Source organism: Bradyrhizobium sp. CSA207 (assembly GCF_029051685.1).
GTDB lineage: Bacteria > Pseudomonadota > Alphaproteobacteria > Rhizobiales > Xanthobacteraceae > Bradyrhizobium.
In genome coordinates, this window is the sequence record NZ_JAACFT010000014.1 from 1 (window position 1) to 26,406 (window position 26,406).

At 64.5% G+C, this 26,406-nt stretch carries 21 protein-coding genes and 2 pseudogenes; 8 read left to right on the forward strand and 15 right to left on the reverse strand.

Translation table 11 applies throughout. The features are described from left to right. Positions 1–122 precede the first annotated feature (122 nt). Positions 123–272 (reverse strand): annotated as a pseudogene (locus tag GWG65_RS17120) (DUF736 family protein); the annotation flags it as partial. Positions 273–897: 625 nt separating this feature from the next. Between GWG65_RS17120 and ltrA the strand changes: the two are divergent. Further along, positions 898–2,424: a group II intron reverse transcriptase/maturase gene (gene ltrA, locus GWG65_RS17125; RefSeq protein ID WP_275196734.1), complete on the forward strand. Its 1,527-nt coding sequence runs from the start codon at positions 898–900 to the stop codon at positions 2,422–2,424. A gap of 817 nt (positions 2,425–3,241) precedes the next feature. Here ltrA and GWG65_RS17130 read toward each other — a convergent pair. Then, a complete protein-coding gene (locus GWG65_RS17130; protein WP_275196735.1) occupies positions 3,242–3,424 on the reverse strand; it encodes a hypothetical protein in 183 nt (60 codons plus the stop codon). A gap of 134 nt (positions 3,425–3,558) precedes the next feature. Between GWG65_RS17130 and GWG65_RS17135 the strand changes: the two genes are divergently transcribed. Continuing rightward, complete coding sequence (locus GWG65_RS17135) at positions 3,559–3,759, forward strand: hypothetical protein (RefSeq protein ID WP_085398278.1); 201 nt, start codon at positions 3,559–3,561, stop codon at positions 3,757–3,759. A gap of 141 nt (positions 3,760–3,900) precedes the next feature. On the opposite strand, the gene GWG65_RS17140 is transcribed toward GWG65_RS17135, so the two are convergent. The 4 genes from GWG65_RS17140 to repA all read right to left on the reverse strand — a co-directional run bounded on the left by GWG65_RS17140 (position 3,901) and on the right by repA (position 8,090). Further along, positions 3,901–4,320 (reverse strand): hypothetical protein, encoded by a 420-nt coding sequence (locus tag GWG65_RS17140; RefSeq protein WP_275196736.1) that lies wholly within the window; start codon positions 4,318–4,320, stop codon positions 3,901–3,903. Between the two features lie 109 nt (positions 4,321–4,429). Then, a complete protein-coding gene (repC, locus tag GWG65_RS17145; protein ID WP_275196737.1) occupies positions 4,430–5,662 on the reverse strand; it encodes a plasmid replication protein RepC in 1,233 nt (410 codons plus the stop codon). 197 nt (positions 5,663–5,859) lie between these two features. Beyond that, the gene (gene repB, locus GWG65_RS17150; RefSeq protein WP_275196738.1) at positions 5,860–6,879 is read right to left on the reverse strand and encodes a plasmid partitioning protein RepB; all 1,020 of its coding nucleotides are present in this window, start codon (positions 6,877–6,879) and stop codon (positions 5,860–5,862) included. Then, positions 6,876–8,090, reverse strand: coding sequence for a plasmid partitioning protein RepA (gene repA, locus GWG65_RS17155; RefSeq protein ID WP_009859460.1), 1,215 nt, complete (start codon positions 8,088–8,090; stop codon positions 6,876–6,878). The genes repB and repA overlap by 4 nt, the downstream gene beginning before the upstream one ends. Positions 8,091–9,837: 1,747 nt before the next feature. On the opposite strand from repA, the gene GWG65_RS17160 reads away from it, so the two are divergent. The 3 genes from GWG65_RS17160 to GWG65_RS17170 all read left to right on the forward strand — a co-directional run bounded on the left by GWG65_RS17160 (position 9,838) and on the right by GWG65_RS17170 (position 11,853). Beyond that, positions 9,838–10,083 (forward strand): type II toxin-antitoxin system VapB family antitoxin, encoded by a 246-nt coding sequence (locus GWG65_RS17160; RefSeq protein WP_028152781.1) that lies wholly within the window; start codon positions 9,838–9,840, stop codon positions 10,081–10,083. Next, positions 10,083–10,478 (forward strand): type II toxin-antitoxin system VapC family toxin, encoded by a 396-nt coding sequence (locus GWG65_RS17165; RefSeq protein ID WP_275196739.1) that lies wholly within the window; start codon positions 10,083–10,085, stop codon positions 10,476–10,478. The genes GWG65_RS17160 and GWG65_RS17165 overlap by 1 nt, the downstream gene beginning before the upstream one ends. Positions 10,479–10,713: 235 nt before the next feature. Further along, on the forward strand, positions 10,714–11,853 hold the full coding sequence (locus GWG65_RS17170) for an RHE_PE00001 family protein (protein WP_342760647.1): 1,140 nt from the start codon (positions 10,714–10,716) through the stop codon (positions 11,851–11,853). A 17-nt stretch (positions 11,854–11,870) separates the two neighbouring features. On the opposite strand, the pseudogene GWG65_RS17175 reads toward GWG65_RS17170, so the two are convergent. Continuing rightward, positions 11,871–12,137 (reverse strand): annotated as a pseudogene (locus tag GWG65_RS17175) (DUF2285 domain-containing protein); the annotation flags it as partial. Positions 12,138–12,383: 246 nt separating this feature from the next. On the opposite strand from GWG65_RS17175, the gene GWG65_RS17180 reads away from it, so the two are divergent. Then, positions 12,384–13,121: a type IV toxin-antitoxin system AbiEi family antitoxin domain-containing protein gene (locus tag GWG65_RS17180; protein ID WP_275196740.1), complete on the forward strand. Its 738-nt coding sequence runs from the start codon at positions 12,384–12,386 to the stop codon at positions 13,119–13,121. Continuing rightward, entirely contained in the window at positions 13,118–14,032 is a 915-nt protein-coding gene (locus GWG65_RS17185; protein WP_275196741.1) for a nucleotidyl transferase AbiEii/AbiGii toxin family protein, read from the forward strand. The genes GWG65_RS17180 and GWG65_RS17185 overlap by 4 nt, the downstream gene beginning before the upstream one ends. 206 nt (positions 14,033–14,238) lie before the next feature. On the opposite strand, the gene GWG65_RS17190 is transcribed toward GWG65_RS17185, so the two are convergent. Both GWG65_RS17190 and GWG65_RS17195 read right to left on the reverse strand, forming a co-directional pair. Beyond that, entirely contained in the window at positions 14,239–14,556 is a 318-nt protein-coding gene (locus GWG65_RS17190) for a DUF736 domain-containing protein (protein ID WP_009859453.1), read from the reverse strand. 655 nt (positions 14,557–15,211) lie between these two features. Continuing rightward, the gene (locus GWG65_RS17195) at positions 15,212–16,138 is read right to left on the reverse strand and encodes a zincin-like metallopeptidase domain-containing protein (RefSeq protein ID WP_275196742.1); all 927 of its coding nucleotides are present in this window, start codon (positions 16,136–16,138) and stop codon (positions 15,212–15,214) included. 82 nt (positions 16,139–16,220) lie between these two features. On the opposite strand from GWG65_RS17195, the gene GWG65_RS17200 reads away from it, so the two are divergent. Next, positions 16,221–16,442 carry a hypothetical protein gene (locus GWG65_RS17200; RefSeq protein ID WP_275196743.1) on the forward strand — a complete coding sequence of 74 codons (222 nt, stop codon included), beginning with the start codon at positions 16,221–16,223 and terminating at the stop codon, positions 16,440–16,442. Positions 16,443–16,475: 33 nt separating this feature from the next. On the opposite strand, the gene GWG65_RS17205 is transcribed toward GWG65_RS17200, so the two are convergent. From GWG65_RS17205 to GWG65_RS17230, 6 genes are all read right to left on the reverse strand, one after another. Beyond that, positions 16,476–17,063, reverse strand: a complete 588-nt coding sequence (locus GWG65_RS17205) for a hypothetical protein (protein ID WP_275196744.1) — start codon at positions 17,061–17,063, stop codon at positions 16,476–16,478. Positions 17,064–17,457: 394 nt separating this feature from the next. After that, complete coding sequence (locus tag GWG65_RS17210) at positions 17,458–17,871, reverse strand: hypothetical protein (RefSeq protein WP_275196745.1); 414 nt, start codon at positions 17,869–17,871, stop codon at positions 17,458–17,460. Continuing rightward, positions 17,868–18,761, reverse strand: a complete 894-nt coding sequence (locus GWG65_RS17215) for a hypothetical protein (RefSeq protein WP_275196746.1) — start codon at positions 18,759–18,761, stop codon at positions 17,868–17,870. The genes GWG65_RS17210 and GWG65_RS17215 overlap by 4 nt, the downstream gene beginning before the upstream one ends. Then, positions 18,758–19,234 (reverse strand): hypothetical protein, encoded by a 477-nt coding sequence (locus GWG65_RS17220; RefSeq protein ID WP_275196747.1) that lies wholly within the window; start codon positions 19,232–19,234, stop codon positions 18,758–18,760. Before GWG65_RS17220 ends, GWG65_RS17215 begins: the two co-directional genes overlap by 4 nt. Positions 19,235–19,323: 89 nt before the next feature. Beyond that, entirely contained in the window at positions 19,324–21,009 is a 1,686-nt protein-coding gene (locus GWG65_RS17225; RefSeq protein WP_275196748.1) for a ParB/RepB/Spo0J family partition protein, read from the reverse strand. A gap of 247 nt (positions 21,010–21,256) precedes the next feature. Then, positions 21,257–26,359 (reverse strand): N-6 DNA methylase, encoded by a 5,103-nt coding sequence (locus GWG65_RS17230; RefSeq protein WP_275196749.1) that lies wholly within the window; start codon positions 26,357–26,359, stop codon positions 21,257–21,259. Positions 26,360–26,406 lie beyond the last annotated feature (47 nt).

The window sequence follows — 26,406 nt, forward strand, 5'->3', positions numbered from 1 at the left end:
CTCGCAAACACGCGAGGCGCCGCGGACAGCGCCCCGTCATTATGCGGAGCGACACAGCGGCAAAAGCCCGGGAAAACCGCGGCTACCAGCCAACGACTCCGCATAATCCCGCGCTACGCATAATCGATGTTGCCAGAGTAGATGCGGAAGTGCGGTCCCTTGTCGGAAGGGTTGTCGACGCGGATCAGCTTGGCTTTGACGTTGAGGTTGAGCGTCTTGATGGCGCCGGAGAAGCCGTTGCCCGTGGAGGTGAAGGTGCCGATGGTAGCCATTGTCTCATTCGTGCGCCAAGAGTGACGGGTGGAGTCCGTCACGCGCACTTGTTGCCCCTGCGGGGTGGGAGACCCCGCAGCCCACGTGCCGCAAGCACGGGGGTTGAAGCAGACGGGTGAGGTAAGCCGGGTGCCTCCGGCGAGCCATAAATGAGCAGAACCCGTCAAAGTCGGACGACCCGGGACTTCCGTCCGAGGCTGGTCCGGCGAGCGTACCTGCTACGGAAAGAGTTATCGAACCGATGTTTGAAGCCTCGTTGCAACATGGAATCCGCCGAACCGGAAGTGGGCGGATCGGTCGAAAGACCGGAGGAGTGCCGATCTCCGCTGAGTGGACGGGGATCAGGGACGTGCGTGATCGCGCACGTCAGCCAGCGGCCCAGCTTGCGGTGACCGTTGGCCGGAATCCTCACGGGGTAGAGTCGGTCCCTAAGGCAGGTGAAGGGACGTCAGGTGAACTTGGGAACCTTGCCGTGTTCTCTCGCGCCGGATGGCGCGAGATGATCGAGGCGACCGATTATCGGCGCGGCAGGGGGCGGAGTCTTCGTAGTAGTCGGAGGGCGGGAAAGCCGTCCACATGGCGAAGGGAGACAGTGGGTGAAGCAAGCCGGCAGGAGGCGGGCCGATGAGGCCCGGCGCGGTGAATACCGCGTTCGTCCTCGACATGCAGCGCAAGCTTCACAGGTGGAGTGTCGCGAATGCCGAAAAGGTGTTCGCGGATCTGTTCAACATCGTATGCGACCGCAGGACGCTCTTGGAAAGCTGGCGTCGGCTGACCCGTAACAAAGGCAGCCGCACACCGGGTACCGATGGCGTCACGCGGAAGACGGTCGAAGAGCGGCTGGGCGGCGCAGTACGGTTCATCGAGGATATCCGCGATGAACTACGCAGCGGCACCTATCGGCCCGAGCCTGTCCGGCAAAGGCTGATCCCCAAACCGGGTAAGCCCGGCAAGGTGCGTCCGCTCGGCATTCCGACGCTCAAAGACCGACTGGTGCAAATGGCTTTGAAGCTCGTGCTGGAGCCGATCTTCGAGGCGGACTTCTATCCGACCTCGTATGGCTTCCGGCCCGGCCGGAGCACCCATGATGCACTGGCGAAAATCCAGCGACGACTGCACCCCACACCCAGCGGCACTTCCGAGTACCGCTTCGTGATCGAGGGTGACATCAAGGGCTGCTTCGATGCCGTCGATCATCATGTGCTGATGGAGCGTGTGCGCCGACGCATCGGGGATCGCAAGGTCCTCAGGCTCGTGCTCGCCTTCCTAAAAGCCGGTGTCATGATCGAGGGCACCGTCCGCCACCCTGTTACGGGCACCCCGCAGGGCGGCATCATCTCGCCGTTGCTGGCCAACGTCTATCTGGCGGCCATCGACGAGAGATACGGACGGTGGTCGATGCGCCCTCGCGAACGACCGCAGAATGCAGCCGACCGGCGGCTTTACGATCGCCGGAGAAACAGGCCGACATTCTACGCCGTACGTTACGCCGACGACTTCGTCGTGCTGACGGACGGGACCCGCGAGGAAGCAGAAGCCGAAAAGTTTGCGTTGGCGCAGTTCCTCAAAACGGAATTGCGCATGGAACTGTCGATGGAAAAGACCAGGATCACCGGCGTCGGGGAAGGCTTCGACTTCCTCGGCTATCGGGTGGTGCAGACCAAGGCACGCCGCACCGGACGTATGGTCGGTAATCTCTTCATTCCGAAGAGCAAGCTGAAAGACCTGCGCCACAAGATCAAGGTCAGGGTGAAGGCGACGCCGACAGGCCAAGCCCTTGCCGATCTCATCGACGATCTCAACCCGGTCATCACCGGATGGCGAAACTACTACCGCTACGCCACGTGGGCCACGCGGGACTTTGCCAGTCTGGATTGGTGGCTGTGGGAGCGCATCGGGCGATGGCTGCACAGGAAGCACCCTAAGACGACGTGGCACGAACTGCGTCGCCGCTTCCAGGCAACAGCGCCCGACAGCCGCTGGCGATGGGTCGACGGACCGAAATCGCTGCGGTTCTTCCGGGAAGGCGGATCACTCCACTTCCCGCACCGGGGCATACGCATACCGAACGGATGGAACGATCCTGGCGAGAAGTTCCGCAAAGGAGCCGATCGCTTCTGGGCGTCGTTCAACACCCTCATGGACGCGTGAGGATCACACGCGGCGTAAGCCGCGCATGGAGAGCCGGTGGCTTGGAAACTTGCACGCCCGGTTCGGCGAGAGGGGCGCAGAAACCATCCGTCGCAAGACGGACAGGCGCTGTGCCCCTACTCTACCCTTGGTTTTCTCGGGCCGCGCCGATCGCGACCTCGATGGCGGTCGTGCGACCGGAGGCGATCGACCTGCACCCGGAGGGCCGAAATGAAATGGAGGGCGGCCGGCAGCGACTTTCTTGGACCGCGAGGAATGGTGCGCAGCGCCAGGGGAAGAAAGTCGAGGACGGACGTTGCAGGGACAAGATCGAGAGCCCGCGAAGCGGGATCGGCCTTCGGTCAGACCAGCCTTTATCGAGGACGCAGATGGGTGCGCCCGTCGCGAAAACACATGGAATGAAGAACAGGCGGCCCTAGTGCGTTCGGCCATTCGGCAACGGGCGTGGCAGCAAAATGCGGCTCACCTTAAGTCAGGTCACCTGGACGGCGCGTCATCACCCGCAATGGAGATCGTCGCTGTCAGCAACGTCGGCGCACGTGTCGAACTCGCGATCGCAAGATCGATAACGAGGCTGGCAACGTACTCGCCATGTGGATGCAACCCCGCCCTTCGCATCCATGCGACCGAGCGCCCCGCGAGGCGAAAAACAGATGCTAACGTCGCTGTATGTGCCGGCCTCCGAGTCCGGGACCGCCGGCACGCGCGATGGAACGAAGCTGGGCGTTCGGGTTGCAACTCCACATCGTCGGAGGGTTGTGAGCACAATCGCCCTCTGCAAGCAATCCCGCTGCCGGGCTCGATTTCAACTCGAACGTTATTTGGCCGGCGGTCGCAGCGGGCTTTCCGCCCACTTCCGGGCGGCGGGATCGCGCAGCGGATCGTCCTCGCAGACCACGCAGACGTAGCGCGGCCGGCCGGGCGCGACGTCGTCGGGCAGGGCCGTCATCGGCTTACCGCACTTCGGGCACAGCTTCCGGCTGAGGTAGAGCGGAGTCATGATTTTTGCCTGCCGGGACCAGCTTAGTTCCCCGTGCGCCGCGAGCACAAGTAAATCGCCGAAAATTGTCCGCATGCACCAGGCCGCTTGACGCGGAGCGCGTCTCACGTTGAAATCCGATTTTCAGTGGCGTCGTGGAAGAATTTTATAGGGGCTTCGCGCAGCGGGCGCGCGATCTGGCGGAGAACGCGGACCCATTCACCAAGCGGCGGCTGCTCGACCTAGCCCAGCGATACGATCTCAAGAGCAAACCGGGAGCCCCGGGCGGTCGGACTCTCCCGCCGCCGCGCGCGACGCCACCGACGGTGCTGTTTTCCGGCTCCGGCGAAGCTTAAGAGTAGTCGGAGCGCGGCCCGGTCGTCGGTTTTCTATGTTTTCATCGACCGGTCCGGGTGTCGGCCGCGCGCGGTCGCGGTGCTCGCGTTAGTACAAGCTGGCCCTACAGCGCTGAACCGCGCTGACTGCGGCGCGAGGAGTCATCGCCTGCGCCGCGCGATCTCGTCAGCGACCATGCCCTCCGCCCGCACCAGCCGCTCATGCAGGGTCTCGAACATATCGAGGATGTCATCATTGGGTTCATTCTTGCCCTGCTCGATGGCTTCGGCGACGAGCTCATCGAGGGGCGTCTCCTTCAATTGACCTTTCTCCAGAAGATCCTCAAGAAGGCTATCGCTGGTCGGCTGCGGTTGGATGCGTCCGTCGGAATTGCACCAGACGCCGAATGTGTGTTGTCCCAGAACGGCGTGCTCGACCATCTCCGCATCCAGCGGAATCAGCGTCCCCCAGGCCTCGCCCGCCTCGTCCGCGAACCCCGCCACGTACATCCGTTGCTCCGCGGCGCCTTCATCACGAGGCTGGAAAAATGGCGTGAGGACGATTGGAGGGTATTTTGCCATGACGATCTCTCCGAACGGCTTTGCGTCGACACAGCGCAGCAGCGGGGTCAGTACGCACACTTTCGATCACACGAAAAAAGGCAAGGTCTGGGAACGGCGCCTCATCGCCTCACGCCCGCTGCTTGTCTCGCCGGCGAGAATTGATCTGCGCCATCAGGATCGGGCCAAGCGAAAATTCGCCGACCTCGGCTTTTCGCGTCAGACCGCGCAGATAACCGCCGGCGGAATTGATCGCCGTCCCGCGCTGCAGGATACACGCGACGACGATGGCTGCGGGCACCTCGCCCATAACCTTTTGCGCCTCCTCCCAGGCGCTCGGACTGATCCCCAGCATCGATCGTACAACGGCCGCTGTGGCCAGGAAATCGCGCCAGTTCGAAATCCCGCCCTTCGCATAATCGACGATGTCCGGGCATGCACTCAGGACCATTCCCAATGGATACGCCCCCTCCCCGACTCGCGATGGTTGAGGTTTGGGCTCAGCTCCCGCCGCCCTGCCTTCTCGGAAGACAGGTTCAAGATCAATAGGGGCTTCTGGATTTGAATTCTGTATGTGGCGCTCAGAATGGGACTCATTGGCGCTCGGATTCTTGGATTTGATGTGTGCTTCCAGAAGATTGAGCACGTCGTCGGCTAGCTGCGACAACTCGTCGGCGATCGGCTCGAGCTCCTGGCGCGTCGCCGTGCGCGGAATCTGATCGACGATCGCGCGGAAGGCAGCGTGCACGACCTGCCAATCGGCAGGCCCCTGCCCTCCCCTACGCGTCGGGACGGCTTCCTCAATGCCAGTTGCAATCATCTTCGCGATGTCGCGCCGGCACAGCGTGATGCGCTCTCGTACGAGCTTGAGTGCGCGGGCCTCGGCTTCGATATCGGCCGCCAGGCTCGCGAACTCTTCCGAGCGCACGACGAGCGGTGACAGATCGAAGCCGAACGCGAGCTCGATTTTGCCAGCATCGTCCTTCCGCGCATATCGCTTGCCATTTGGACTGTCGCGCCGAACGATTAGCCCCGCGTCGACCAGCACAGCGAGGTGGCGTCGCAGCGTCGATGCCGGCATGCCGTGCGCTCGCCGAGCGAGCTGATGGTTCGAGGGGAAGACGATCAGGTCATCCTCTCCTGTCAGCGCGGTCTCGGGATGGAAGGTTAGGAGCGCGTTTAGCACCGAGAGCGCGCGCTCCGAAACCCCAAGGCGCGGCCGTGCCGTGCAGATGGCGTGGAAGATCTTCCATTTGTGCACGATCTTTTCGGGAGGACGTTCCGTTGCGACCATCTGGCTTGCCACATGGGCAAGCGTCAGCGATCGCCGCCCAAAGGGCGTCGTTGGAGAGTGTGACTGCATGTCTTTGCCTCAGTTGGGCAAAGAAAATCCGCTCGCCGAAACGACGATAAAATCGCGTAGAAACTCTTGACTGCGATTCGCGAAAGTGATTCTCTGTCAGTCGCCAAACTTGAAGAGAAGGGCTTCCGGAACTCCGTTTCGGGGGCCTTTTTCTTTTGCCTTGTCTGCTCCTGGTTCGTGTTTACGGGACGAGACCGTCAGGCCTCGGTACTTTCCTGACCACTGCTCTTCTTGGAAAAGGCGTCGAACAGGGCCGGGAGTTGGTCCACAAGAAATGCCGCGAATGTCGTCGAGACATTCTTGTCGATGGTAAGCTTCAATTCGCGCTCGGCCTGACGCACGTGCGCAATCTTTTCCCCGGACACGGAAAAGATCGGCTTCTCGTCCGACCCTTTCGAGGGCTCCCCGCGAGATGGACGGGTTGCCGCGGAGAATGCTGCAAGAAATCGTGCGTCGGTTTCGCGCTCTGCAAATTTAGGTTCGGCGATCGCCGCTCTGACCCGTTTGAGCGCCGCGGAATCCTTGATCAATTCAGCGAATGACTGCCAACGGCCGCGGCCAACTTTCGGAGCTTTCCCGATTGCTTGAATGACCTCGGCAGGAACCGATCGAGCCACGGCAAGAAGTTTCGAGGCCTCCGCCCGATCGACCGACAACGCATCCTGCACGACTGAGCGGCTATGCCCGGCATCCTCGATATGCATCGCGAAGCTGGCGCGCTCAATGAAACTCAAATCTTCGCGCGGTGCGTTCTCGAGGCCTTGCGCCACGACAAGCGCCTCATCTGACAACGATCGCAGAATTGCTTTGACGGAAATACCTAGTTCGCGCGTGGCGCGGACGCGGCGATGACCATAGGCGCTCTGATAGCGCCCTTTCGCTTCAGGATGCTCCCGAACGAGAATGGGCACCTCTTGGCCACGCTGTGCGATCGACTGTTTGAGCGCTTCGAACGAGCTATCATCCTGATCGCGAAAACGGTCGGCCAGCGGTGACGGATCGACGAGCGAGGGGTCGATTTCAAGTATCACAGCTCCGGATGCAATTCTTTCGCGAAGCTCCTCGTTCTCTTTCTCAACCTCCGAGAAAGAGTCTTTCAACGAGCGAACCGAGCCCGACGAGACCCGCGGCAAGGCAGCCGGCATGTTGTCAGCTGACAACGCACTTGATTGCGGGGCCGTGAAAAGGCTCTTGATAGTGTCAGTACGTTTGCTCATCGACCCCACACCTTCTTAAGAAGTTGCGCGATTTCGGCATTGACCGCGTCGACCGATTCTAATGCCCGGTCGTAGGCGCCCCGCCCTACGGCGCCGCGCTCCAGCTCATAAAGTGATTGCTTGGTGAGACCAGCATTGGCGATCGCGGTCGATTTCCACACAGTCGCCTGGAGCACATCTGAACCAAAGAGGGTGCGGAGGAGAGCCACGATTTGAGCCTCAGGCACGTCATTGGGATCGTGACGCGTGATGACGTACCGGATGAAATCGTGATCGAGGCGCCCGCCAGCTTCTTCGATGACGGACATGAGATCCGACGTCATGAGAAGAAATTGGCTCATGGATGCGACATCGACCATCTGCGGATGGATGGTCACGAGCATAGCGGTCGCCGCGTTTAGCGCGCCCATGGTCAGGTAACCAAGTTGGGGTGGGCAGTCGATAACAACGACGTCGTATTCGTCTGCAACCTGGTCGATGGCACTGGCGACGCGGCGAAAGAACAGGTCGTGTCCGCGTTCTCGCCGCTCGACCATTGCTCGAGGCGTAGTGTGCTCAAACTCCATAAGCTCGAGATTGCCTGGAACGAGCCCTATCCCGTCAAAATAGGTCGGCCGGACAATCTCGCGCAGTGGCCGGCGATGTTCGTCATATCGGATGGCCCCGTACAGGGTTTCGTTCGCCCCAATGTCAAACTCGGGTTGGTACCCGAACATTGCTGAAAGCGAAGCTTGCGGATCGAGGTCAATCGCGAGGACCCGAAAGCCGGCAAGGGCGAGGTATTGCGACAGATACAATGCCGTCGTCGTCTTGGCGGAGCCGCCTTTGAAGTTTGCAACGGTGATGATTTGGAGCTTGTCGCCTGGGCGCCGGCGCGGAAGGAATTCCATTGCTTCGCGCGGCCGCGCAGTGGCTAGATACTCGCGCAACTCATGAATCTGACCCAGAGTGTAAGACCGTCGCCCCCCGGTTCCTGTCGCTGGGGTTGGTCCAAGTCCGTCAAGAGAGAGCTGCCGAAGGTACCCATCGGACACGCCCGCAATTCGCGCAACCTCTCCAGAGGTGAACGACCGGAGCGACTTGCTCGCCGAAGGCGGGAAAAGAGTTGTCGCGAGCGAGCGAAGCTGGCCGGAAAGAATGCCCGCGTGCCGAGTGATCCGCGCAGACGCAGTCTCGCTCATGGTAGCCGAATCTTCCGCTAAGATCGCCATTTGCCTTCTCAAGACGGTTTCTGCTCGTCAGACGCCTAGTCTCCGTCTTGAGAGATGGCCACGATTCTGTGATTTGAGCAAGAATTAAAGGGTTAACGAGTTATTAACGCTCGATGACGTGCCAAACGGCGCGCGGGCCCATTTTTTGGTGCACCGCCCTGTTGTTGTCAGCTGACAACAACGGCTCAGCGCGAATGGGATGAGCCTCGACTATGGCGTGAGTCGGCTCGCCTTCACGAGTCCCCAGAGCGTCATTTTGTAGCTCGCCAACCGCTGCGCTGAACGGTGCTGCCACGGCTGGAGTCCGGGCGACGGGACACGCCATGGCTTGCAGCCTCAGTTCAGGGCTCTGATCTCAGGTCATGTAGGCAGCGTCGGCTCCTGCCCGCCATTGCCCAACGTCTGGCGCCGCGGTCCCGCGAGAAGCACCCTCCCCGCCTCGTTCACGACAACGGCTCAGACGCCCGCGCTGAATGGCAAGACACCGTAAAGCGACGATGTCGTCTCGCTTGGATCGGCAGCGCGCCGGACCTTCCCGGGTGTTGATCGGGGGGCTGGCGCGTCACTTCGCTGCGCCGCCGCTCGCCCAAAAAGGGTAAGCAGAAGAACCGCACTGTCGCAGGGGGTCCACCGGGGCCGGACGAACAGGTCGCAAGCAACCGAGCAGACACATCCCAGGTCATCCGCGCTGGCCCTTCTCTTGCACTTCCGTGTGGCCACACCGACGGATCGCCAGGCGCGACATCGACCTCAGGGCTCGGCGCTGCAACGAAGACCCTCCTGCCCTTTTCAACGATGCAGGAGTGCCGCAGCGCGTCGATCATCGCTTCATCCCGGGCGCGTGCGATCCGACGAAGGAACGGCAACTGGCCGCCATGGGACGGATCCAATCTTGAGCGGGGAGCTCGACGCCGGGCCTTCAGCTCCATTCGCGGGAACGCTCGCCGAGATCGCCCGGGTTCCAGATAGGAACGGTTTTCCTCGAAAGTCTGCATCTTATCGCCACGCAGGAACCTCCTGTTGACTCGTTTCGACCGGCGCAACAATGGACCGGCCTGAGGGGCTAAGCAGGCGAACGCATTCAGGACCTTTGGGCGAGGTCCAGGCCGAGCTCGCGGTTGAAGGCCGTTTAACGGGAGGTTGACCGAAGGCGCCCGGCGTGGGGGTGCTCCTTTGGCGAGGCGGCAAGGCCGCCGAATGAATACGATCTCTCGATGATGGGTGCTGGCGCGGATATCGAGCTGCGTGGCTCTCGAACGAAGCCGATCTGCCCCATGGACGCCATTGGATCATGGCACACAGCAGCGACCCGCCTGGGCGATTGTTGTCAGCTGACAACAGGGCCCTACCAAGGATGGATGTTGTCAGCTGACAACAATTTGGGACCTGCGGTCGTCCCTCGCTTCAATTCGCCAGGGCGCGTCGCACCAGTCGAGTCCCGATGGTATCCCCATCGGTAGTCGACGTCGATCCGCGCCGCGCAGAATTCAAAGCGAGGAAGGAGCGGGCGAGGGTGGGATGGCCGTTATTGTCCCGACGGCCAGATGATCTGCGAGGACAGCCCTGAGGGAAGCAGCATCCGGGAGAGGGAGAGGGCAGGTGTTCATAGACAACTAACCATAAAAGTTGCCCTCACACGTCACGAAAGCCGCACGTCTTCGGGGCGCAAACGACGAGGCCGGCCCTTCCCATTGGTGTATCCGTGATGATATACAGGTATACACGATGCAGTCTAGAGGAGCGCGCCATGGCCTTCCACATCAAGAACCCTGAGACCGACGCGCTCGCTCGCAAGGTGGCCTCGCTAAAAAAACTCGGCCTCACCGAAGCAGTGCACGTGGCGCTCGCCCATGAACTCGAGCGCGAGCAGGGCAAGCCGTCTTTGGTCGACCTTGGCGTCCAGTTCTGCCGGGATCTACGCGCGAGGGGCGACGCCGCCAAGGGACAGCCCGCCGATAAGGCGTTCCGCGACAGTTTGTATGAGGACACCTGATGTTCATCGACGCTTCGGCTTTGACCGCGCTCCTGACCGACGAGGAGGAGGCACGAGAGCTTTTGGCTCGCCTGCAGCAGACCGGAACGCGTCTGACGTCACCGTTGGTGGTATGGGAGGCGGCGGTCGCGGTCGCGCGCGTGCTGGATCTTTCGGTCAGCGCCGCCGCCGAAGCGGTCGAAGAGTATTTGGCGCTGATGGAGATCGCCGTTGTCGCGGTGCCGGCTGAAACGGCAAGGCTCGCTCTCGACGCCTTCGACCGATTCGGCAAGGGCCGGCATCCGGCGAGCCTCAATTTCGGGGACTGTTTTGCCTACGCTTGCGCCCGGCATCTAGGGCAGCCCTTGATGTTCAAGGGCGGTGACTTTCCGCAAACCGATATCGAAGCCGCCTAGGCGACCCGGCTGGGGCGGCCGCGGCGCGCGGAAAGAAGGGGGCTTGTCCGGACCAGGGGCAGGGGAGTTTACCGGGCAGCGGCCCTCGGATCGCTGATGCGCTTTAACGGCCTGCTCAATCGATAAGCAGTGGTTATTGACAGCGAGCGCCACGGGGAACCAGCCTGTCGCTATGACCGAAGTTATTCCCGTGATAGCTTCCGTTTGAACGATTCCTGTTAAAGTTATCAAGACCTTGCAAAACGGTTACTCAATTCCCGATCCACTGCCTTGGGCTCAGCTAGCCGGCCCACTCGCCATCGCCGAGGACGCGCTTGCCCGGCTCGACGAACGCCTGGCCAAGAGCCCGATCCGCGACGGCTGGATTGCGCGCACACATTATACTGACGCCTGCGCCAGTCTGTGGCTGGAAGGCGAATTGGTCCACCTCGAAGATCTGGTTCTCCACGACGCCGGCATGGACATCCGTGCCCCGACCCACGAACTCACCCGCGCCCACGCCGTGCTACGGACCCGGCGCCGCATCGCCGAGGCGAAGCCGGATTGGGCGCCATCGCCGGCGGGGCTCGACAGCCTGCGCGGCCGCACCGGGCAGGGCGAGTGGGAGGAGGGCAGGGGCATCCGAAAGGAAGGGGAGCGAAGCTTCGTCGGCGGCTACGATAGCGGAGACGCTGATCTCGACACGCCGCTTGGCGGCACCGAGTCCGACCCGCACCTGGCCGCCGCCTTCGCCGCGGTCGACGCCGCGAATGCCAAGGCGGAGCGGACACTCGCCGGCGGGAGTCGCACCCAGTCCGAGCGGGACCCGCTGGTCTACGACCCCGACTGGGACGAGCACGCGCGTCTCGACGACTGGCGCGCCGTGGTCGAGCAGACCCGCATATTGCCGCCGACGCTCGCGGCCGCGCTTGCGACTGAGGCTTGGGACGCCATCGCCCCGCTGCAGCACACGCCCTGGCTCGGCCGGCTGCTGGCAGCCAGCGTGTTGCGCGCGCGCGCCAAGACCCGCTGGCATCTGCCCTGCCTGCATGACGGGTTGAAGGCCATCCCCCGCGAACGCCGGCGGCCGCGCGACGCGGCGGCGCGACTCGCCGTGCAACTCGAGGCCATCACCGCTGCCGCGGCGGCCGGTCTCAAGGACCACGACCGCTGGCTTAACCAGCGAACCCTGCTCGCCCGAAAACTCGCCGGCCGTCGCGCCACGTCAAAACTGCCGGCGCTGCTCGACTATATGCTGACCCGGCCGATCGCCTCGGCCGGTATGATCGCGAAGGAGCTTAAGATCACGCCGCGCGCCGCTCAGGACCTGGTCGGCGAGCTTGACCTGCGGGAGGTGACCGGCAGGGGACGATATCGGGCCTGGGGGATTCTGTAGGCGCCCTCAGTGCGGTGCCCGCCCCGCAGCAGATCCCGGTAGCCATGCTCGATGATCCAGCGGGCACGGGCGAGATGGGTTTCCCACGCCCGGCGCGCCCGATCCGGCTCGCGCGCGAAGTCAATATGCAGCACGGTCCGCGCGACTTCTTTCCAGTCGGCGCCATCGGCTGCGGCGTCGAGCAGACGGAGATAGGTGACCAGGTGCTGCTTGTCATAGCCGGTCAGAATTGGCGCGGTCGGCGCGGCATCGGCGACATTAGGATCGGGTGGTGACTTCTGCATCCGGTGTATTCGCCGGCAAGGTTTCTTGTCAGCGGAGAGTCGACGCGTTCGTGCACCGATGGGTAGACCCGAATTGCACACCACGTGGTGCTTGGCGGGTATCGCCGAGCGCAGCGCAACGGCAGCTGACGAGTTCCTGGCCGATCTTGGGGTTTTCTTAGCTTAATGCGGGTTATCGTAGCCTGACTACGACTTTGACTTCCAACTCAAGCTTGCAGAATTTGACAATATTCTTATTATCGTAGCATGGCTCCGACCCACAGAAACAAGCTAAACACGCTCTATACCCGCATGGCGCCGGGGGCGCCGCTGACCTCCGGTGACCTCGCCGCCCTCGGGATATCGGCTGACCTTGCCGTCCACTATGTCCGTGCCGGCTGGTTGCAACGGTTGGCACGCGGCGTCTATTGCCGGCCAAACGATCCGCCCACTTTGCACCCGAGCCTCGTCCTGCTGCAGCGGAGCTTCGAAGGATTGCATGTCGGCGGGAAGTCGGCCTTCGACTGGCACGGCATCCGCCAGTACGTCCCCCAGCGGCCCGTCCTCCATCTGTACGGCTGGAAAGCGGGACGCCTTCCGGAGTGGTTCACCCAGCGCTTCCCGGCCGAGTACCACCGCAAGCGACTCTTCAAGGAAGAACCCGGCGCGCTGCTTCATGTCAGGCCCTTCGAGAGCCGCAAGGGCGGCCCGCTCGTCTCGGCGCCGGAACGCGCATTGCTGGAGGTGCTGAGCGAAGTCGGCGTCCGGCAGCCGCTGCAAGAAGCGCGCGAGCTGGTCGAAAGCACTTACAGCCTGCGTGCCGATCTGCTGCGAGACCTGCTCAAGCGCTGCACCAGCATCAAGACCGTGCGTCTGTGCCTGCAGCTTGGCCGCGAACTCTCTCAGCCCTGGGCCAGCAAGCTCGATCCGTCTCAACTGCCCAAGGGCAGCGACAGGGCCTGGGTGTCCCGCTCCGCTGATGGGCTCCTGGTCCTGAAGCCATGAACCAGGTCTACCTCGACAGCGCGCGGTTGCTGACGCGCGTGGCGCCGCTGGTGCTCGTCGACGATACGTTCGCACTTAAGGGCGGCACGGCGATCAACCTGTTCGTGCGCGACATGCCGCGGCTCTCGGTCGATCTTGATCTGGTGTTTCCCGACCACACACTGCCGCGCGAGCAGGCGCTGCGGCGCATCAACGAGGCCATCCGTCAGTCGGCCGCGCGCCTGCAGAAGCAGGGATTTCTGACCCATGCGCCGGCCGCGACGGAATCCGGCGAGACCAAGCTGATGGTGCGGCGAGGAGGCATTGAGGTCAAGATCGAGGTCAACTTCGTCATGCGCGGCACCGTCCATCCGGTGCACATGGCGTCGCTGACAGAGGCCGCGCGTGACACGCTGCAGGCGGATCTCGAAATCTCGGTGGTGTCGTTCGAAGACGTATATGGCGGCAAACTGGTTGCGGCGATGGACCGGCAGCATCCCCGCGATCTGTTCGATGTCACGCAGCTTTTTGCGCACGAGGGAATCACGGCGGGCATTCGCCGCGCTTTCGTCGTCTATCTTGCGAGCCATAACCGGCCGGTGCACGAGGTCCTGTTTCCATCGCTGCGGGATCTCCGCCAGGAGTTCGAACACAATTTCGCGGGCATGACCACCGAGCCCGTTGAACTCGACGCGCTCTTGGCAGCGCGCGAGCGAATGATGCGCGAACTGCAGCAAGGTCTGAACGGCGATGAGCGCCGCTTCCTGCTGTCGCTGGTTGCCGCAGAGCCCGAATGGTCGCTACTGGGCGTGCCGCACTTGGAGCAGCTTCCCGGCCTGCGATGGAAGCTGCAAAACTTGGAACGGCTTCGGAAGACCAACGCCCGAAAATTCGCCGAGCAATCGAATGCGCTGGCCCGGCTATTTGGATGAGCGTAGGTGGGCCGTCGCCACGGGCCGCAGGTGATGCGGTGTGACTGCCGACGAGGCCCTTCCGGCCTCCCCATCAGCTATCCATGAAGGGATAGGCGGCACGATGAGGCAGCGCTTGTCGACTTTACGCGCGCGTTCAAAATCGTTTCTCCTTTCCGCCTACGGGTGAAGGCCCCGCCTCGCGGCGGGGCCACCTGCGCGGCGTCTCAGTCGCGACTCGGGCGAGACCAGATGAGCGAGTGGCCTTCCTCGCCTTCGACCTCGACCAGCGTCGCGTAGATCGGAGCCGGGAAGCTCGGGTCGTCCAGCTTGACCGAGTGGTACTCGCGGCCCGTGTCCTGGGACTTCTTCTTCCACATGGCGCCGAACTCGATGTTCGCGCCCGCGAAGATGCGGTAGTCCGGGGCCTTGTCTGAAGTGCGTTCGGCCGGAACGATCTTGGTCTTGACGGTGCCTAGAGCGAGCGTCTTGACGGTGCCGACGAAGCCGTTGCCGTTGACGGTGAAGTTGCCGATGGTAGCCATGTTCGTGTCCTCTTTCGTTCTCGGGCCGCGACCATCGCGACCTCGATGGCTGTCGTTGACCGGAGGCGATCGGGCCGCACCCGAAGGGCCGCCACGCAGTAGAGGGCGGCCAGGGCGAGGCTTTCTTGTCTCGCGAGGAATGGGCGCGCAGCGGCCAGGGGAAGAAAGCCGAGAACGGCCGTTGCGGTCTTTTGATCGAGGCGGAGCGCAGCGACGACGGCCTTCGGTTAGACATGCCAAATCGAGGACGCATTGGGCGCGACAGGCCGAACGATGAGGATACGGCTGAGCGACAGGCAAGCCACACCGCACGACGACGGGCTCATTGGTGAAAGGCACTCGCGCGCGCCGCGTAAGCTTTCCGCCAGTCCAGCGGACGCAATAACAACTCCGGACTGTCGTATTGTGATGACACCAGCCTTCTGCGGCTTCGGAAAGACGCGCGCCCAGAAACAGACGGGCATCTCGGAAGCACGAAGAACCCGCCCGGTGCATCTCGCCTACGCCGTCGGGATGGGAAGCACCGCCTCTCCAGTCGCCGGCACAGGCATGACGACGCACAAAAGAAAGGCCCCCGCCGTGAGACGAGGCCTTCGTCATTGTCCTAGAAAGGTGAACGATGAGCGCAAGCGGCCGAGACACGGATCGTTGCGCCTCATGCCGCTTGGTCGATCTCGGCCGGCTTGGGTTGAAGATCGTGCAGATAGGTGACTGCCCGCTGAGCGTGGGCGGCCGCGCTGAAGATGAAACGCCTGTCGTTGGCCAGCACCTCCAACCACGACGCAAGATAACTTGCGTGATCGGCACGCGGCTCGAGTTCGGGCACGATACCAAGGTCCGCGCTGAGGAAGCACGCGCCAAGTTCCGCAACCAGCTCTTCACGGGCGCGCTCGCTGCGATCCTTTGCGTAGCGGCTGAGATCGCGATTGACGCGATGCGCCGGCGCAGTCCAATGACCGCATTCATGCGCGAGCGTGGCGGCATAGCTCTCGGCGTCACGGAAACTCTCGAACGGCGGCATTTGGATGAGGTCGAGCGCCGGCGCGAAGTATGCCTTGTCGCCGCCGTGCCGGATGTTCGCACCGGTGTTGGCGAAGAAGGTATCTACATGAGCGATGCGTTGCGCCGGCGCGACGGTTGGTGCGCGGCGCTCATAGTAGTGATCCGGCAGGTCCTCGATCTGGTCGACGCAAAACACGGTATAGGCGCGCAGGAACGGAACGGCCCGTTCGACTTCATCGCCATGCTCGTCGGTCTCGGTCTTGGTGATCTTGTTGGCGTAGACCACCATCGTTCCGCTCTCGCCCTTGCGGATATGGCCGCCGAGTTCGAGCGCCTGCTTGAACGTCATCCAGACCGATGACGTGAAGCCGCGCGCGACCGCTTCCGACCACAGCAGCACGACGTTAATGCCCTGGTAGGGCATGCCGTTGTGACGCAGTGGACGCGTGATGCGCCCAGCCGCGTTGGCCGCATTCCATGGCTTGACCCACGGACGCACACCGCGCTCAAGGTCTGCGACGATGCGATCGGTGATCCGCGCATAGATGTCGGCGCGGGGTTTGGTTTCCTTACCAGTCATGATTCTAACCTCCGTTGGAGGCCGCGCCTGTCGCGGCCCGTCACGGCGGTCCGCTGCGAAGGCCTGCGGGGTCGCGCATCCGGTGACGCTGGTGGTCGGGGTGAGGGGAGAGACGCCGGACCGGAACGCAGTGGAGGACGGCAAAGCCGTTGCGCTGCCGCGCCGGCCGGAGCATCGACCGAAAGCCGGTACGGGCCGCGACGTGCGCTCGATCCCGGGTCATTTCTCTTTGCTCGTTTGCGCCGTCGCGATGTGCGACATGAAAAAGGCCGGTCCCGAAGGACCGGCCGATATCGGATCGTGAGCGAGAGGCGGGGCCGAAGCCCCGCCGGCGGCATCACCCGAACGCCGCCATCTGAACCTCGGCCGCCTTGCGGCTGACGGTTTCGCCCGGCTGGTCGGGCTGGCGTTCGAACGGCTTCCAGCTCTCGCCGACAACGTGCTCGTAGGCGGCGACGGCGCCTTCAGCCGCCATGCGCAGTGCGTGTGCCTGAACGGCGACCTCGGCGGCGAATTCGCGCTTGCGCTGGGCCGCGGATTCGAACCCGACCGGTCCATCGAGGTCTTCGTCGCGCGTGTCGTTGGCGAGCTTTGCCGTCGCCTCGCGTGCTTCGGTGACCGCGCGGCTGTAGAACTGCCCAGCGCCGTGGGCCGAGCCGACATAGGAGCCGACGATGCGCTGCAGGTGAATCTGCATGGCGCGTTCGTTGACGCCTTCGCCGAGCGCGTCGGCGGTCTCGCTGATGAGCCGCTGATGCAGGTCGCGGATGGCGTCGCTGTCGAGGACGGGGAGGCCGAAGCTCTCGGCGATGCGGGTGGCCTGGGCTGCGTCCGGGCAAACGAGCCGGACCATTTCGACGGTGGTGCCGCGGCGAAGCGGGACGACGCGGGCGTTGGTGCGGGGTGCGCGAGCGGTCTTGGTCATGGTGAACTCCTTTTCTGGTTTCGCCGTCGGGTTCGGTCCGGCCCCTGCCGGCTCTCCCCTCGGGTGCGGTCGCCCAGCGCCGCCGGGATGAGGGCCGCTTCAAGGTCCGGGCACCGCCAGGCGAGCAAGGTCCGGTTGCGGACAAGCGGGGTCCCAGGCTGCTGGGCCCTGCGCCGGACGCGGCCGGGCCTTGCCGAGATCGGCGGTCTCCGGTCGCTTGCGACTTGGCCTTGAAGCGGACCGCCGGGGGCGCAGACCGCAGCAAACCCGAGGGGAGAGGCGACAGAATACGGGCCGGGTTGGCGATACCGGAAAGGTTCGATCTGGCCTCCGCCGCTTCTGTGCTCGCAACGTGTGGCCGGGAATGCCGCGAAGTATGCACCTGCGTGGTCCGCTATGCCGCAGCGCCATGCCGCTTCCCTGGACGACACTCGGCCGGACTGCGACATTCGTCCTTGCGATGTGCGCGCTCCGGGTCGTCACGAGCGTGTCGAGACTCCGGCGCGCACCGAGCCCGCAGCATCTCGATCGCGGTATCCTGCCGGGCGAGCTTGCGCGATAACGCGTCGATCTCCGGCTGGCGCGCTGCCGTGATCGCCGCAAGATTCCAGCGGTAGCGTTCCAAGAACGCACTCGGGTCGGGCGGCTTGCCGCGGCGGTATCCCGACCGCTTGCGACCGAGCTGTGGTATCAGCGCCGTCATGCGACGGATGATCTGCCGGTCGATCATGTCGAGTTGGCGCTGCGTCTGGCGGCGCGCCTCCTCCATGCGCGAAAGCTGGGCGAGGCGCTCGGGGGAGATCTTCATGGGGACGTCCTCCCTTGCCAGGTGACGAAGCTCGATGGCCCGGAATAGACCGAGTGGCGGGTCTCATCGACGACGAAGCCGAAGCGACCCATTCGGTACTCGTCGGACGGGACCAGGAAGCGCCGCTCCTCGGTGCCTGCGCCACGTCGGCCGCCCGGCGTGGCGACGACTTCGACAAAGCCGGGATGCTGATCCGACGCGTTCGCCGACACGACGATCCAATCGTAGGCGTGCTCGGTCTCGAAGGCGCGCCGATCCTTCTCCCGGGATTCGCCGGGCTGGAGCAGGGTCCCGAAAATCACCTCCCAGGCATCGGGCCAGCTATCCCTAATCGTGCGCTCCGCGCAGCGCCGCTCGTAGCTGGTGAACAGATTCGGGAAGGTGATCGCCACGATCGCCCAGCCCTCGTCCTCCTCGTACCAGCCACCCCGGGCGCGCAGCATCGAATGGACGCTGCGGTTGCGTTCGGCGGAAAGATGAAAGCCGCCGTGTCCTGCCGTCGAATGGCAGACGACGCCTTCCGCATAGACGGTCGCGCCCTGAGATGGGCCCCAAGGCGTGTTCGCCGTGGAGGCGATGTCGCGGCGGCCGAGCGCACGCGCCTCGCGCTGGTGCTCGGCATTCTCCGCGATCTTCGCGCGGAAGGCGGCCTCGTCGGCGAGCTCGCCCGAATGGCCGTAGAAGTCGGAGTGCTTCCATTCGGCGATCGGCCGGCCGATGCGCCAGCCGGTTGCGAGATAGTGGCGGCCCTCGCGTGCCGGCAGCATGGCGAAGGCGGTGTCGGCAACGCGCGCCGCGAGGAAGCCATCGCCGCTGCGACCAAACTCGACCTCGGGGTATCCGGCGGCCGAGTCGTCGGTCATGGTGGTAGGGAGTGCGGACGCGGTCATGCGGCAGTCCTCCCTTCCGCAACGTCGGCGGCGACCGCATCGGCCGTCACCTCTTCGAGAACGGCATTTGGATAGCGGTGGCTCTGCAGCCAGGTTTCGGCATCGGCGCGGCTGCCGGCGAGATAGACCAACTCGGCATCCTCGCCGGGCCGGTCGAGCACGCGCACCGCGCCGGCCTTCGGGCGCTCGGTCACAGCGAATTTAAGGTCGCTGTCGACCGAGAACGAGCGGTGGACGCGAAGCACCACGACACCGTCGCCGCCATAATCGCCGGTGTGCAGCGTGATGCTCGCACTGATGACGGTGTTGCCGACGCGGCGTTCGGGTTGCTTGCGGATCAGCCGGCCGCCGCTATTGCGGTATTCCCAGGCCGCGAGCTTCTTGCGGTGGCGCTCCGGCGGCCGCGGCGTGCCGTCGAAAAACCGGACGATCGCGCCGAGTGGGACGAGGTCGAAGATCAATTGTGCGGACATGACGTCCTCCTGTTCATGGCGGTGGAAACGAAGCCGCCGCCAGCTGAGCCGGCGGCGGGGTGTCATTCGGATCGTTGGGTGGGGACCGGCTATTCCGCCGCCTCGCGGAACGCCTCGGCGTCCGAGGGCTGGTCGCCATCGCTGTCCGCGGCTTCCGGGTCCTCGACCTGGTCGTCGGCCTCGTCATCTGCTGCGACGGCGTTCTTCGCCAGCCACGACGACACGGCAGCCTTGTCGGGAGCGAACAGCGCAGCCGGATGCACGAAGCGTCCTTCCCTGAAGTGCTCGACCAGGGCGATGCGGGTGTCCTTCACCTTCTGGCGCGGGAGAACCGGCGTGTCCTTGCACGAGCCTTCGAGCGCAGCCCGCGACAGGCACGACAAGAAGTCGTCGGTGCCCATGTTCGGCAGGAAGTTATCCGCGCCGACCACGTCACCGGCGACGCGGGCGACGATGCCGCTGGCGGTGCGGTTCTCCCGGCACGACAGGACTTCCATGAGGGTTGAGCGCGCCGCGACGCGGAGCGTGTCGATGTCGAGGACGAGCTTGCTATCCTGATCGAATAGCGCGGCGGCATGGCGGGCGATGCGCCGGTTGCCGTAGTAGGTCCCGTTGCTTCCCGAATCGACCGAGACGTTCTGGCTGGCGAAGGCGAGGATCAACAAAGCCATCAGCGTGTCATCCTCGATCGGCGCGCGGGCCAGCGCCTCGTGCAGCGCGTCCGTTCGGAAGTCGCCGATCATTTCGAGGCCCTTGCGCGTCACGTCGGGACGCGGCTTCGAAACTGTTGCGGACTCATCCGCAGCGTCGCTGTCGGCCGCCGCACCCTTGCCCGTCGCCTTCTTGGCCGCGGGCATGCGGTAATGCACGCTCTGCACCCGGCCGTCACGGTCCAGATACATCGCGGTGCAATCGCTCTTTGACGACTTGCCGTAGACGCGCTCCGCCTTCGGCGGCAGCTTGACCTCGCCCCAGTTCGTCGTCTCAGCGATGATGCCGCGCTTCGGCAGGTTGTTCGTCATCCATTCCTGCTGGGCGCCGAGGAAGGCCTCGACATCCGTGGTATAGCGGCTGTCCTCATCTGCTGGCGCGAACAGATCCTCTGCCCATTGGATTCCGTAAGCCTGGGCGAGGTCGTCGCCGAAGCTGGCATCACGTGCGTACATGCGGGCCTTGGTCATAGCCTGCGCCGCGCTAAACCACGACACCTGCGGATCGGCCTTGGAGGGCTTGTGCTTCTTCCAGACCTCCTTCTGCTCATCCAGCGAGGCGGAGGCGATGGTGCGGAGCTGCCGCTCGTCGGGCATGTCGCCCTTGGCCATGTGATCGAGCATGGCGGGCAGCACGTTCGCGAGCAGGCGGAGCTTTCTGATCTGTCGCACCGGCAGCGCCAAGGCGACGCCGATGGCCTCCTCGGTCCAGCCGAGCGCGACGAGGCGTTCGATCGCGCGCCACTGGTCGACGGGATTGAGCGCTTCGCGGGCGATGTTCTCGATCATCGCGCGCATGGCGCCGTTGTCGTTCGCCGCCTCGTCGACGAGCACGTCGATCTCCTCGAGGCCGGCGGCGATCGCCTGCTTCACCCGGCGATGACCGGCGTTGATGACATAGCCGTTGCCACCGCCAGTCTCGGGCGTGATGACGGGCGGCTGGACGATGCCGACGGCCTTGATCGTCGCCAGCAGCAGGGCGTCAGCCTGCGGCGTCGACTTCGTCTGGCGCATGCGGTCCGGACTCTCCTTCAGCGCACGCGGATCGACCTTGATGAGTTGCATGGGATTTCTCCTGTTCGGGGTTCGCGGACCGCGGCTCGCGCGTCCTTTTCCGTCTTCTTTCCGAAGACATCCCCCGGCCCGCGGAGCGGCCGGGCCGGCACAACAGCGGCCGAGCATCCCTGTCCGGCCGGACAAGCAGGGCTCTTAAGCCCTGCGAAGGACGACGGGCCGGGATCGCGCAGGCCGCGGTTGAGCGTCAGCGTTGCCGGCCTGACCGATCTGCGAGCGGGCTTTCTTTCCTTCCTCGTCACGCCGCGATGGCGTTCTCCCCACTCCCCTCCACATCGCTCGCAAGGGCCTTCTCCACCTCCGCCAACTGCCGGCGCTTCTCGGTAAGCTCGGCGGCGAAGGCGAAGTCGCCGTCCTCGCGCGCCTGATACGAGGCGAGCCTGCGGCAGGCGTCGGCGAGACGCTGGCGATAGCGCTCGATCTCGCCCTCGAAATTTTCCAACCCGTGCTCCAGTCGCGAGATCGCGCCGAGCGGCGTGACCGTGACGGGCAGCTCGATCTCGGCTCCCGCGCCGGTGCGTAGCAGCACGGTGGTGTAGCGGTAACCGTCGCCGCCGAAGCGTTCGCCGGAATATGCGAGGTCGAAGCCGCCGATCGTGGCGATGATGGTCTCGCCCTCCTGCTGCAGCTGCACGAGGGTCAGGATTTCCTTCATCAGCGCGCGGCCGGCCTCCTTGCGCTCGACATAGCGCTTGCCGGCCACGCTCGCGGCGAAGGCGTCAGCGGCCGTCGCAACGCGGCGTTCAATATCCTTGCCGACATCTACGATGCGCTGCGTGCAGAACTCGATCTCGCGCTCCGCGTCACGGACTTGCCGGCGGACGGCATGCTGATCGTCGACATGCGCGGCGCGCAGACGTTCGAGCCGGGCGATGTCGGCCTCAAGCCCGGCCTTCTGCATCAGGCGCTGGTCGCCGCTGGCGATCGCCTTGGCCATCGCGAACTGGTTGGCCTGACCTTCGCCGAGGTCCTCGAGACGGCGGATCGACGTGTCGCCGGAGAGCGCCGCGGCGATGAAGCGGGCCTTGCGTTCGTTATTCTGCCACATGCTCGCGTCGAGCGAACCCTCCGTGGCATAGGCAAAGATGTCGATGACATCGTGCTGATTGCCCTGGCGCTCGATCCGGCCCTCGCGCTGCGCGATCTGCGACGGCAGCCACGGCACGTCGAGATGGTGGAGCGCCTTGAGCCGAAGCTGCGCGTTGACGCCAGTTCCCATCGTGTCGGACGAGCCGATCAGGAAGCGGACCTTGCCGGCGCGCACGTCGCCGAACAGGCGCTGCTTGGCCTCAGACTTCCTAAAGTCCTGCATGAAGGCGATCTCGGACGCCGGCACGCCCATGCGGACAAGCTCGTCTCTGATCCAGCGATAGGCCGAGAAGCCGCGTGTCTTCTCCACGCTGATGGTGCCTAGATCGGAGAAGATCATCTGCGCGGCGCCCGGCAGCTCGTAGGGCTTGCCGTCGGCCCGCACGTAGCTGTTTTCCGATGTCTCCTTCCAGATGCGGAAGGCGTTGGCGACCAGCAGGTTCAGCTTGTTGTCCGGCTCGTTCGCGCTACCTGGATCGACCAGACGCAAATCGATTGCCGCATGGCGGCCATCGGTGATGACGGAAAGCAGGATGTCGTCGCCCGGCTCGGGCGGCCGATCGCGCATCTCGATGGCCTTGATCCGCGCGTCGAGCAGGGACTGGTAGCGCCTGAAGGCCGGGGTTGGCCTTGCGGTCAGGATCTGCCGCTTACCCGTCGAGATCGCCGGGACTGTCACGTGCTGCCGCAGGTCCTCCGGCATCACCACGTCGGCGAAGGACCGGAACATGGCGATCAGCTCGGGGACGTTGACGAAGGTCGCGAAGCGTGTGACCGGCTTGTACTTGCCGGACGGCTGAAGCTCGAGCTCGGTCGAGACGTCGCCGAAGGTCGAGGCCCAGGCGTCGAACTCGTGCAGCCCGCGATCCAGAAGCGCCGCGTAGCCGAGATAGCGCTGCACCGAGAACATCTCGCCGAGCGTGTTGGTGATCGGCGTGCCGGAGGCGAGCACCAGCGCCCGGCCGGGGTTCTTTGTCGCGATGAAGCGGGACTTTACGTAGAGGTCCCAGGCGCGCTGCGAGCCGTTGGGATCGACGCCCTTCAGCGTCGACATGTTGGTGGCGAAGGACAGCTTGCGGAACTCCTGCGCCTCGTCGACGATGATCTGATCGACGCCGATCTCCGAGATGGTCAGGAGGTCGTCCTTGCGTGTGGCGAGCGCTTCGAGCCGTTCCTTCAATCCCTCCTTCAGCCGCTCAAGCCGCTTGCGCGAGACGCGGTCGTCGCTCTCGACCTTGGTCAACAGTTGCTCGTAGAGTTCGAGCTCGTCCTGGATCATCTGCTGCTCGAACGCGGACGGCACGCCGATGAAGCGGAACGCGGAATGGGTGATGATGATCGCATCCCACGTCGCGGTCGCGGCGCGCGACAGGAAGCGATGCCGCTTGTCCTTGGTAAAGTTGGTCTCGTCGGCGACCAGGATTCGCGCGCCCGGATAGAGCGCCAGGAACTCGCGCGCCGCCTGCGCCAGGCAGTGGCCGGGAACGACGAGCATCGCCTTGGCGATCAAGCCGAGCCGGCGCTGCTCCATGATGGCAGCGGCCATGGTCATCGTCTTGCCGGCACCGACGGCGTGGGCGAGATAGGTCGCGCCCGAGGCGATGATGCGCCAGATGCCGCGCTTCTGATGTCCGTAAAGGACGAATGCGCCCGAGGCGCCCGGCAACTTCAGATGCGAGCCGTCGAAGGCGCGCGGCACGATATTGTTGAAGCGGTCGTTGTAGACCCGCGCCAGGCGATCGGTCCGGTCAGGATCGGACCAGATCCAGTTCTGGAAAGCGGTCTTGATCTTGTGCAACTTCTCCTTCGCCGCCTCGGTAGCGACGACGTTGAGGACGCGACGCTCGCTATCGCCGTCCTTGATGGTGTCGAAGATTTGGGGCACCGAGGAATTAAGCGCATCGGAGAGAAGCTGTCCGGCGTGCCGCCGCTCGGTGCCCCATTCGGAGGTGCCGGCGGCCATCCAGCCGAGCTGGCGGGCTTCCACGGTCCACGATGCCAGTTCCGGCACGTGGTGGATCTTGATCTCCGCGCCTATCGTCTCCTTGACGAAAGCGATGATATCGGCGGCGGGAATCCACGGTGCACCGAGCCGCGCGGTGATGTCGGAGGGACGGAGATCGGCGGGTTGCACCTCCCGCAGGGCCGCCACATTGCGCTCATATTCGGGGTCGAGCGCGGCCGCGGCCTCCGCCGCCGCGAGCTTCGATCGGACCGCGCCTGAGAGATAGGCGTCGGCGGTCTGCCACGACCCATCGGCCGGATCGCGGAAGATGGCGCTGCCGAGTTCGGCGATCACGTCGACCGCATCGCGATGCACGAGCTCGGCGATGTGATCGGGATCGACATGGCCGCGCTCGTTGAGCACGACGGCCAGCGCGTCAGCGGCGCTGGTGATGATCGGCGGCGCCGGCGGGGCGATCACCCGCTCGGTGAAGATCGGACCCGGCCTCGCCGTGTCGGATTCGAGGTCGTAGTCCTCGATCGACGCGACGAGCCAGCAATCGGGATCATCGAGAAAGGGCTGGAGGTTCGGCCGACGGTGGGTCTCGCGGACCTCGCTGGTTTCCGGGTCTTCCGTCGTCGAGACGACGGTCGTGTTGATCGGGCCGAAGGCGCGGACGAAATTCGACCAGGCGATGCGTAAGCGGACCTGCGCATCCTTCCACGGCCGATCAAGCTCCTGGCATTTCAGCACCTCGCGCACCGCATCGCGGATCGGGATCAGCTTCTGGATGATCCGGGCATGCTTTTCCGGAATGCCGTCGGCGCTGCGGCCCTTGCGCACCGCAACAGCGACCGGCTCCCCGTCGAGGATCTGCATCAGGCCAAGCCGGTGATCGAGGAGATAGCTGCCCTCGCGCGCCGAGAGGCTCGCGGCGCGATCCGACTTCGCCGGCACGGCCTCGTCCTCGCCGTCAGGGTCGATGGGCTCCGGTTCGCCGTCATAGAGGCCGTCCGGAAGAAGGGTGATCGCCTCGGCCAGCATGGGCGCGAGGTCCTCGCCGGCCTTGGAAACACAGGTGTAGGTCTCTCCGAACGGACCGGAGGTCAGCGCGTGCGCGCCGAGCACCAGCCCGGGATGGCGCGCAAACCAGCGGTTGACGCGAATGGCGCCTTCGTCCTCGGTCGCCGGGCGCACCTCCTCGAGCTCGAGCCAGGACAGGTTGCCTTCCGGCTCGCCGTGCTTGCGCCGGCGGAAGAACAGGATGTCGACCACGACGTCGGTTCCGGCATCGGCGCGGAAGCTGCCTTCCGGCAAGCGGATCGCACTGAGGAGATCGGCATGCTCAGCGATCAGTTCGCGCGCGGAGCCATCCGCCTTGTCCATCGTGCCGTGGGAAGTGACGAAGGCGGCAAGCCCGCCCGGCTTCAGCAGCTTGATTGCCTTGACGATGAAATAATCGTGCAGGCGCAGGCCTTGCGAGCGCAACGCACGATCCGAGCGGACGGTGCGATCGGAGAAGGGCGGATTGCCGATCGCAAGGTCGAACCTCGCCAGTAGATCGGCGCGCGCGAAATCGCCGGTGACGATCCGCGCCCGCGGCTGCAGCAGCCCGGCGATGCGCGCGGTGACGGGATCGAGCTCGACGCCCGTGACGTGCGAGACATGGCGTAGCGGTTCGGGCATCAGTGCCGGAAACAGGCCGGTGCCGATCCCGGGCTCGAGCACACGTCCGCCGCGCCAGCCAAGCCGCAGCAATGCCGCCCAGATCGCCCGCACGATGAACTCCGGCGTGAAATGGGCGTACTGGGTGCAGCGCGCGAGCGAGGCGTAGTCAGCATCGTCAACTGCCTCCTGCAGATCGGCCCCAATCGCGTCCCAGCCCTTCGCGAACTCGGTTTCGCCAGGGCGGCGGAAGATGCCATTGGCAAGCTCCGACGCCCCGAAGCCGGTGAAACGGATCAGTCGCCGCTGCTCGTCGAGAGTCGCGGCCCGCTGCTCGGCCGCGATCTGCGCGGCGAGCCGGACCGCCGCGACATTGTCGCGGGCGCGCTGCTTCCAGTTCCTTGCGAGGCCGCGCGCATCGGCAAGGTAGAAATTGTCGCCGCGCTTGCGCGAGCCGGCCGGGGAGGGCTGCGCCGACGTGACGGCCGGCCCTACTGGGGCCGGCGCCGACGGCGGCGGATCGTCATCATGATCGTCGACGCCGCTGGAATCGAGGCCCAACGCGGTAACGCCAAGGCCGAGGTCCGACGAAAGGGCGGTGTTGTCGAAGAGATCGAGGGTGAAAGGATCGTCATGCGCCATTTGGAAAGGTCCTTCTGCTGCGCGCGTGCAGCCGTCCGCCGCCGCCA

What these genes read in the sequence shown, in the direction of transcription:
- ltrA (WP_275196734.1), top strand. Translation starts at nt 898, where the DNA reads ATGAGGCCCGGCGCGGTGAATACCGCGTTCGTCCTCGACATGCAGCGC.
- GWG65_RS17130 (WP_275196735.1), bottom strand. Translation starts at nt 3,424, where the DNA reads ATGACTCCGCTCTACCTCAGCCGGAAGCTGTGCCCGAAGTGCGGTAAG.
- GWG65_RS17140 (WP_275196736.1), bottom strand. Translation starts at nt 4,320, where the DNA reads ATGGCAAAATACCCTCCAATCGTCCTCACGCCATTTTTCCAGCCTCGT.
- repC (WP_275196737.1), bottom strand. Translation starts at nt 5,662, where the DNA reads ATGCAGTCACACTCTCCAACGACGCCCTTTGGGCGGCGATCGCTGACG.
- repB (WP_275196738.1), bottom strand. Translation starts at nt 6,879, where the DNA reads ATGAGCAAACGTACTGACACTATCAAGAGCCTTTTCACGGCCCCGCAA.
- repA (WP_009859460.1), bottom strand. Translation starts at nt 8,090, where the DNA reads ATGGCGATCTTAGCGGAAGATTCGGCTACCATGAGCGAGACTGCGTCT.
- GWG65_RS17160 (WP_028152781.1), top strand. Translation starts at nt 9,838, where the DNA reads ATGGCCTTCCACATCAAGAACCCTGAGACCGACGCGCTCGCTCGCAAG.
- GWG65_RS17165 (WP_275196739.1), top strand. Translation starts at nt 10,083, where the DNA reads ATGTTCATCGACGCTTCGGCTTTGACCGCGCTCCTGACCGACGAGGAG.
- GWG65_RS17180 (WP_275196740.1), top strand. Translation starts at nt 12,384, where the DNA reads ATGGCTCCGACCCACAGAAACAAGCTAAACACGCTCTATACCCGCATG.
- GWG65_RS17185 (WP_275196741.1), top strand. Translation starts at nt 13,118, where the DNA reads ATGAACCAGGTCTACCTCGACAGCGCGCGGTTGCTGACGCGCGTGGCG.
- GWG65_RS17190 (WP_009859453.1), bottom strand. Translation starts at nt 14,556, where the DNA reads ATGGCTACCATCGGCAACTTCACCGTCAACGGCAACGGCTTCGTCGGC.
- GWG65_RS17195 (WP_275196742.1), bottom strand. Translation starts at nt 16,138, where the DNA reads ATGACTGGTAAGGAAACCAAACCCCGCGCCGACATCTATGCGCGGATC.
- GWG65_RS17205 (WP_275196744.1), bottom strand. Translation starts at nt 17,063, where the DNA reads ATGACCAAGACCGCTCGCGCACCCCGCACCAACGCCCGCGTCGTCCCG.
- GWG65_RS17210 (WP_275196745.1), bottom strand. Translation starts at nt 17,871, where the DNA reads ATGAAGATCTCCCCCGAGCGCCTCGCCCAGCTTTCGCGCATGGAGGAG.
- GWG65_RS17215 (WP_275196746.1), bottom strand. Translation starts at nt 18,761, where the DNA reads ATGACCGCGTCCGCACTCCCTACCACCATGACCGACGACTCGGCCGCC.
- GWG65_RS17220 (WP_275196747.1), bottom strand. Translation starts at nt 19,234, where the DNA reads ATGTCCGCACAATTGATCTTCGACCTCGTCCCACTCGGCGCGATCGTC.
- GWG65_RS17225 (WP_275196748.1), bottom strand. Translation starts at nt 21,009, where the DNA reads ATGCAACTCATCAAGGTCGATCCGCGTGCGCTGAAGGAGAGTCCGGAC.
- GWG65_RS17230 (WP_275196749.1), bottom strand. Translation starts at nt 26,359, where the DNA reads ATGGCGCATGACGATCCTTTCACCCTCGATCTCTTCGACAACACCGCC.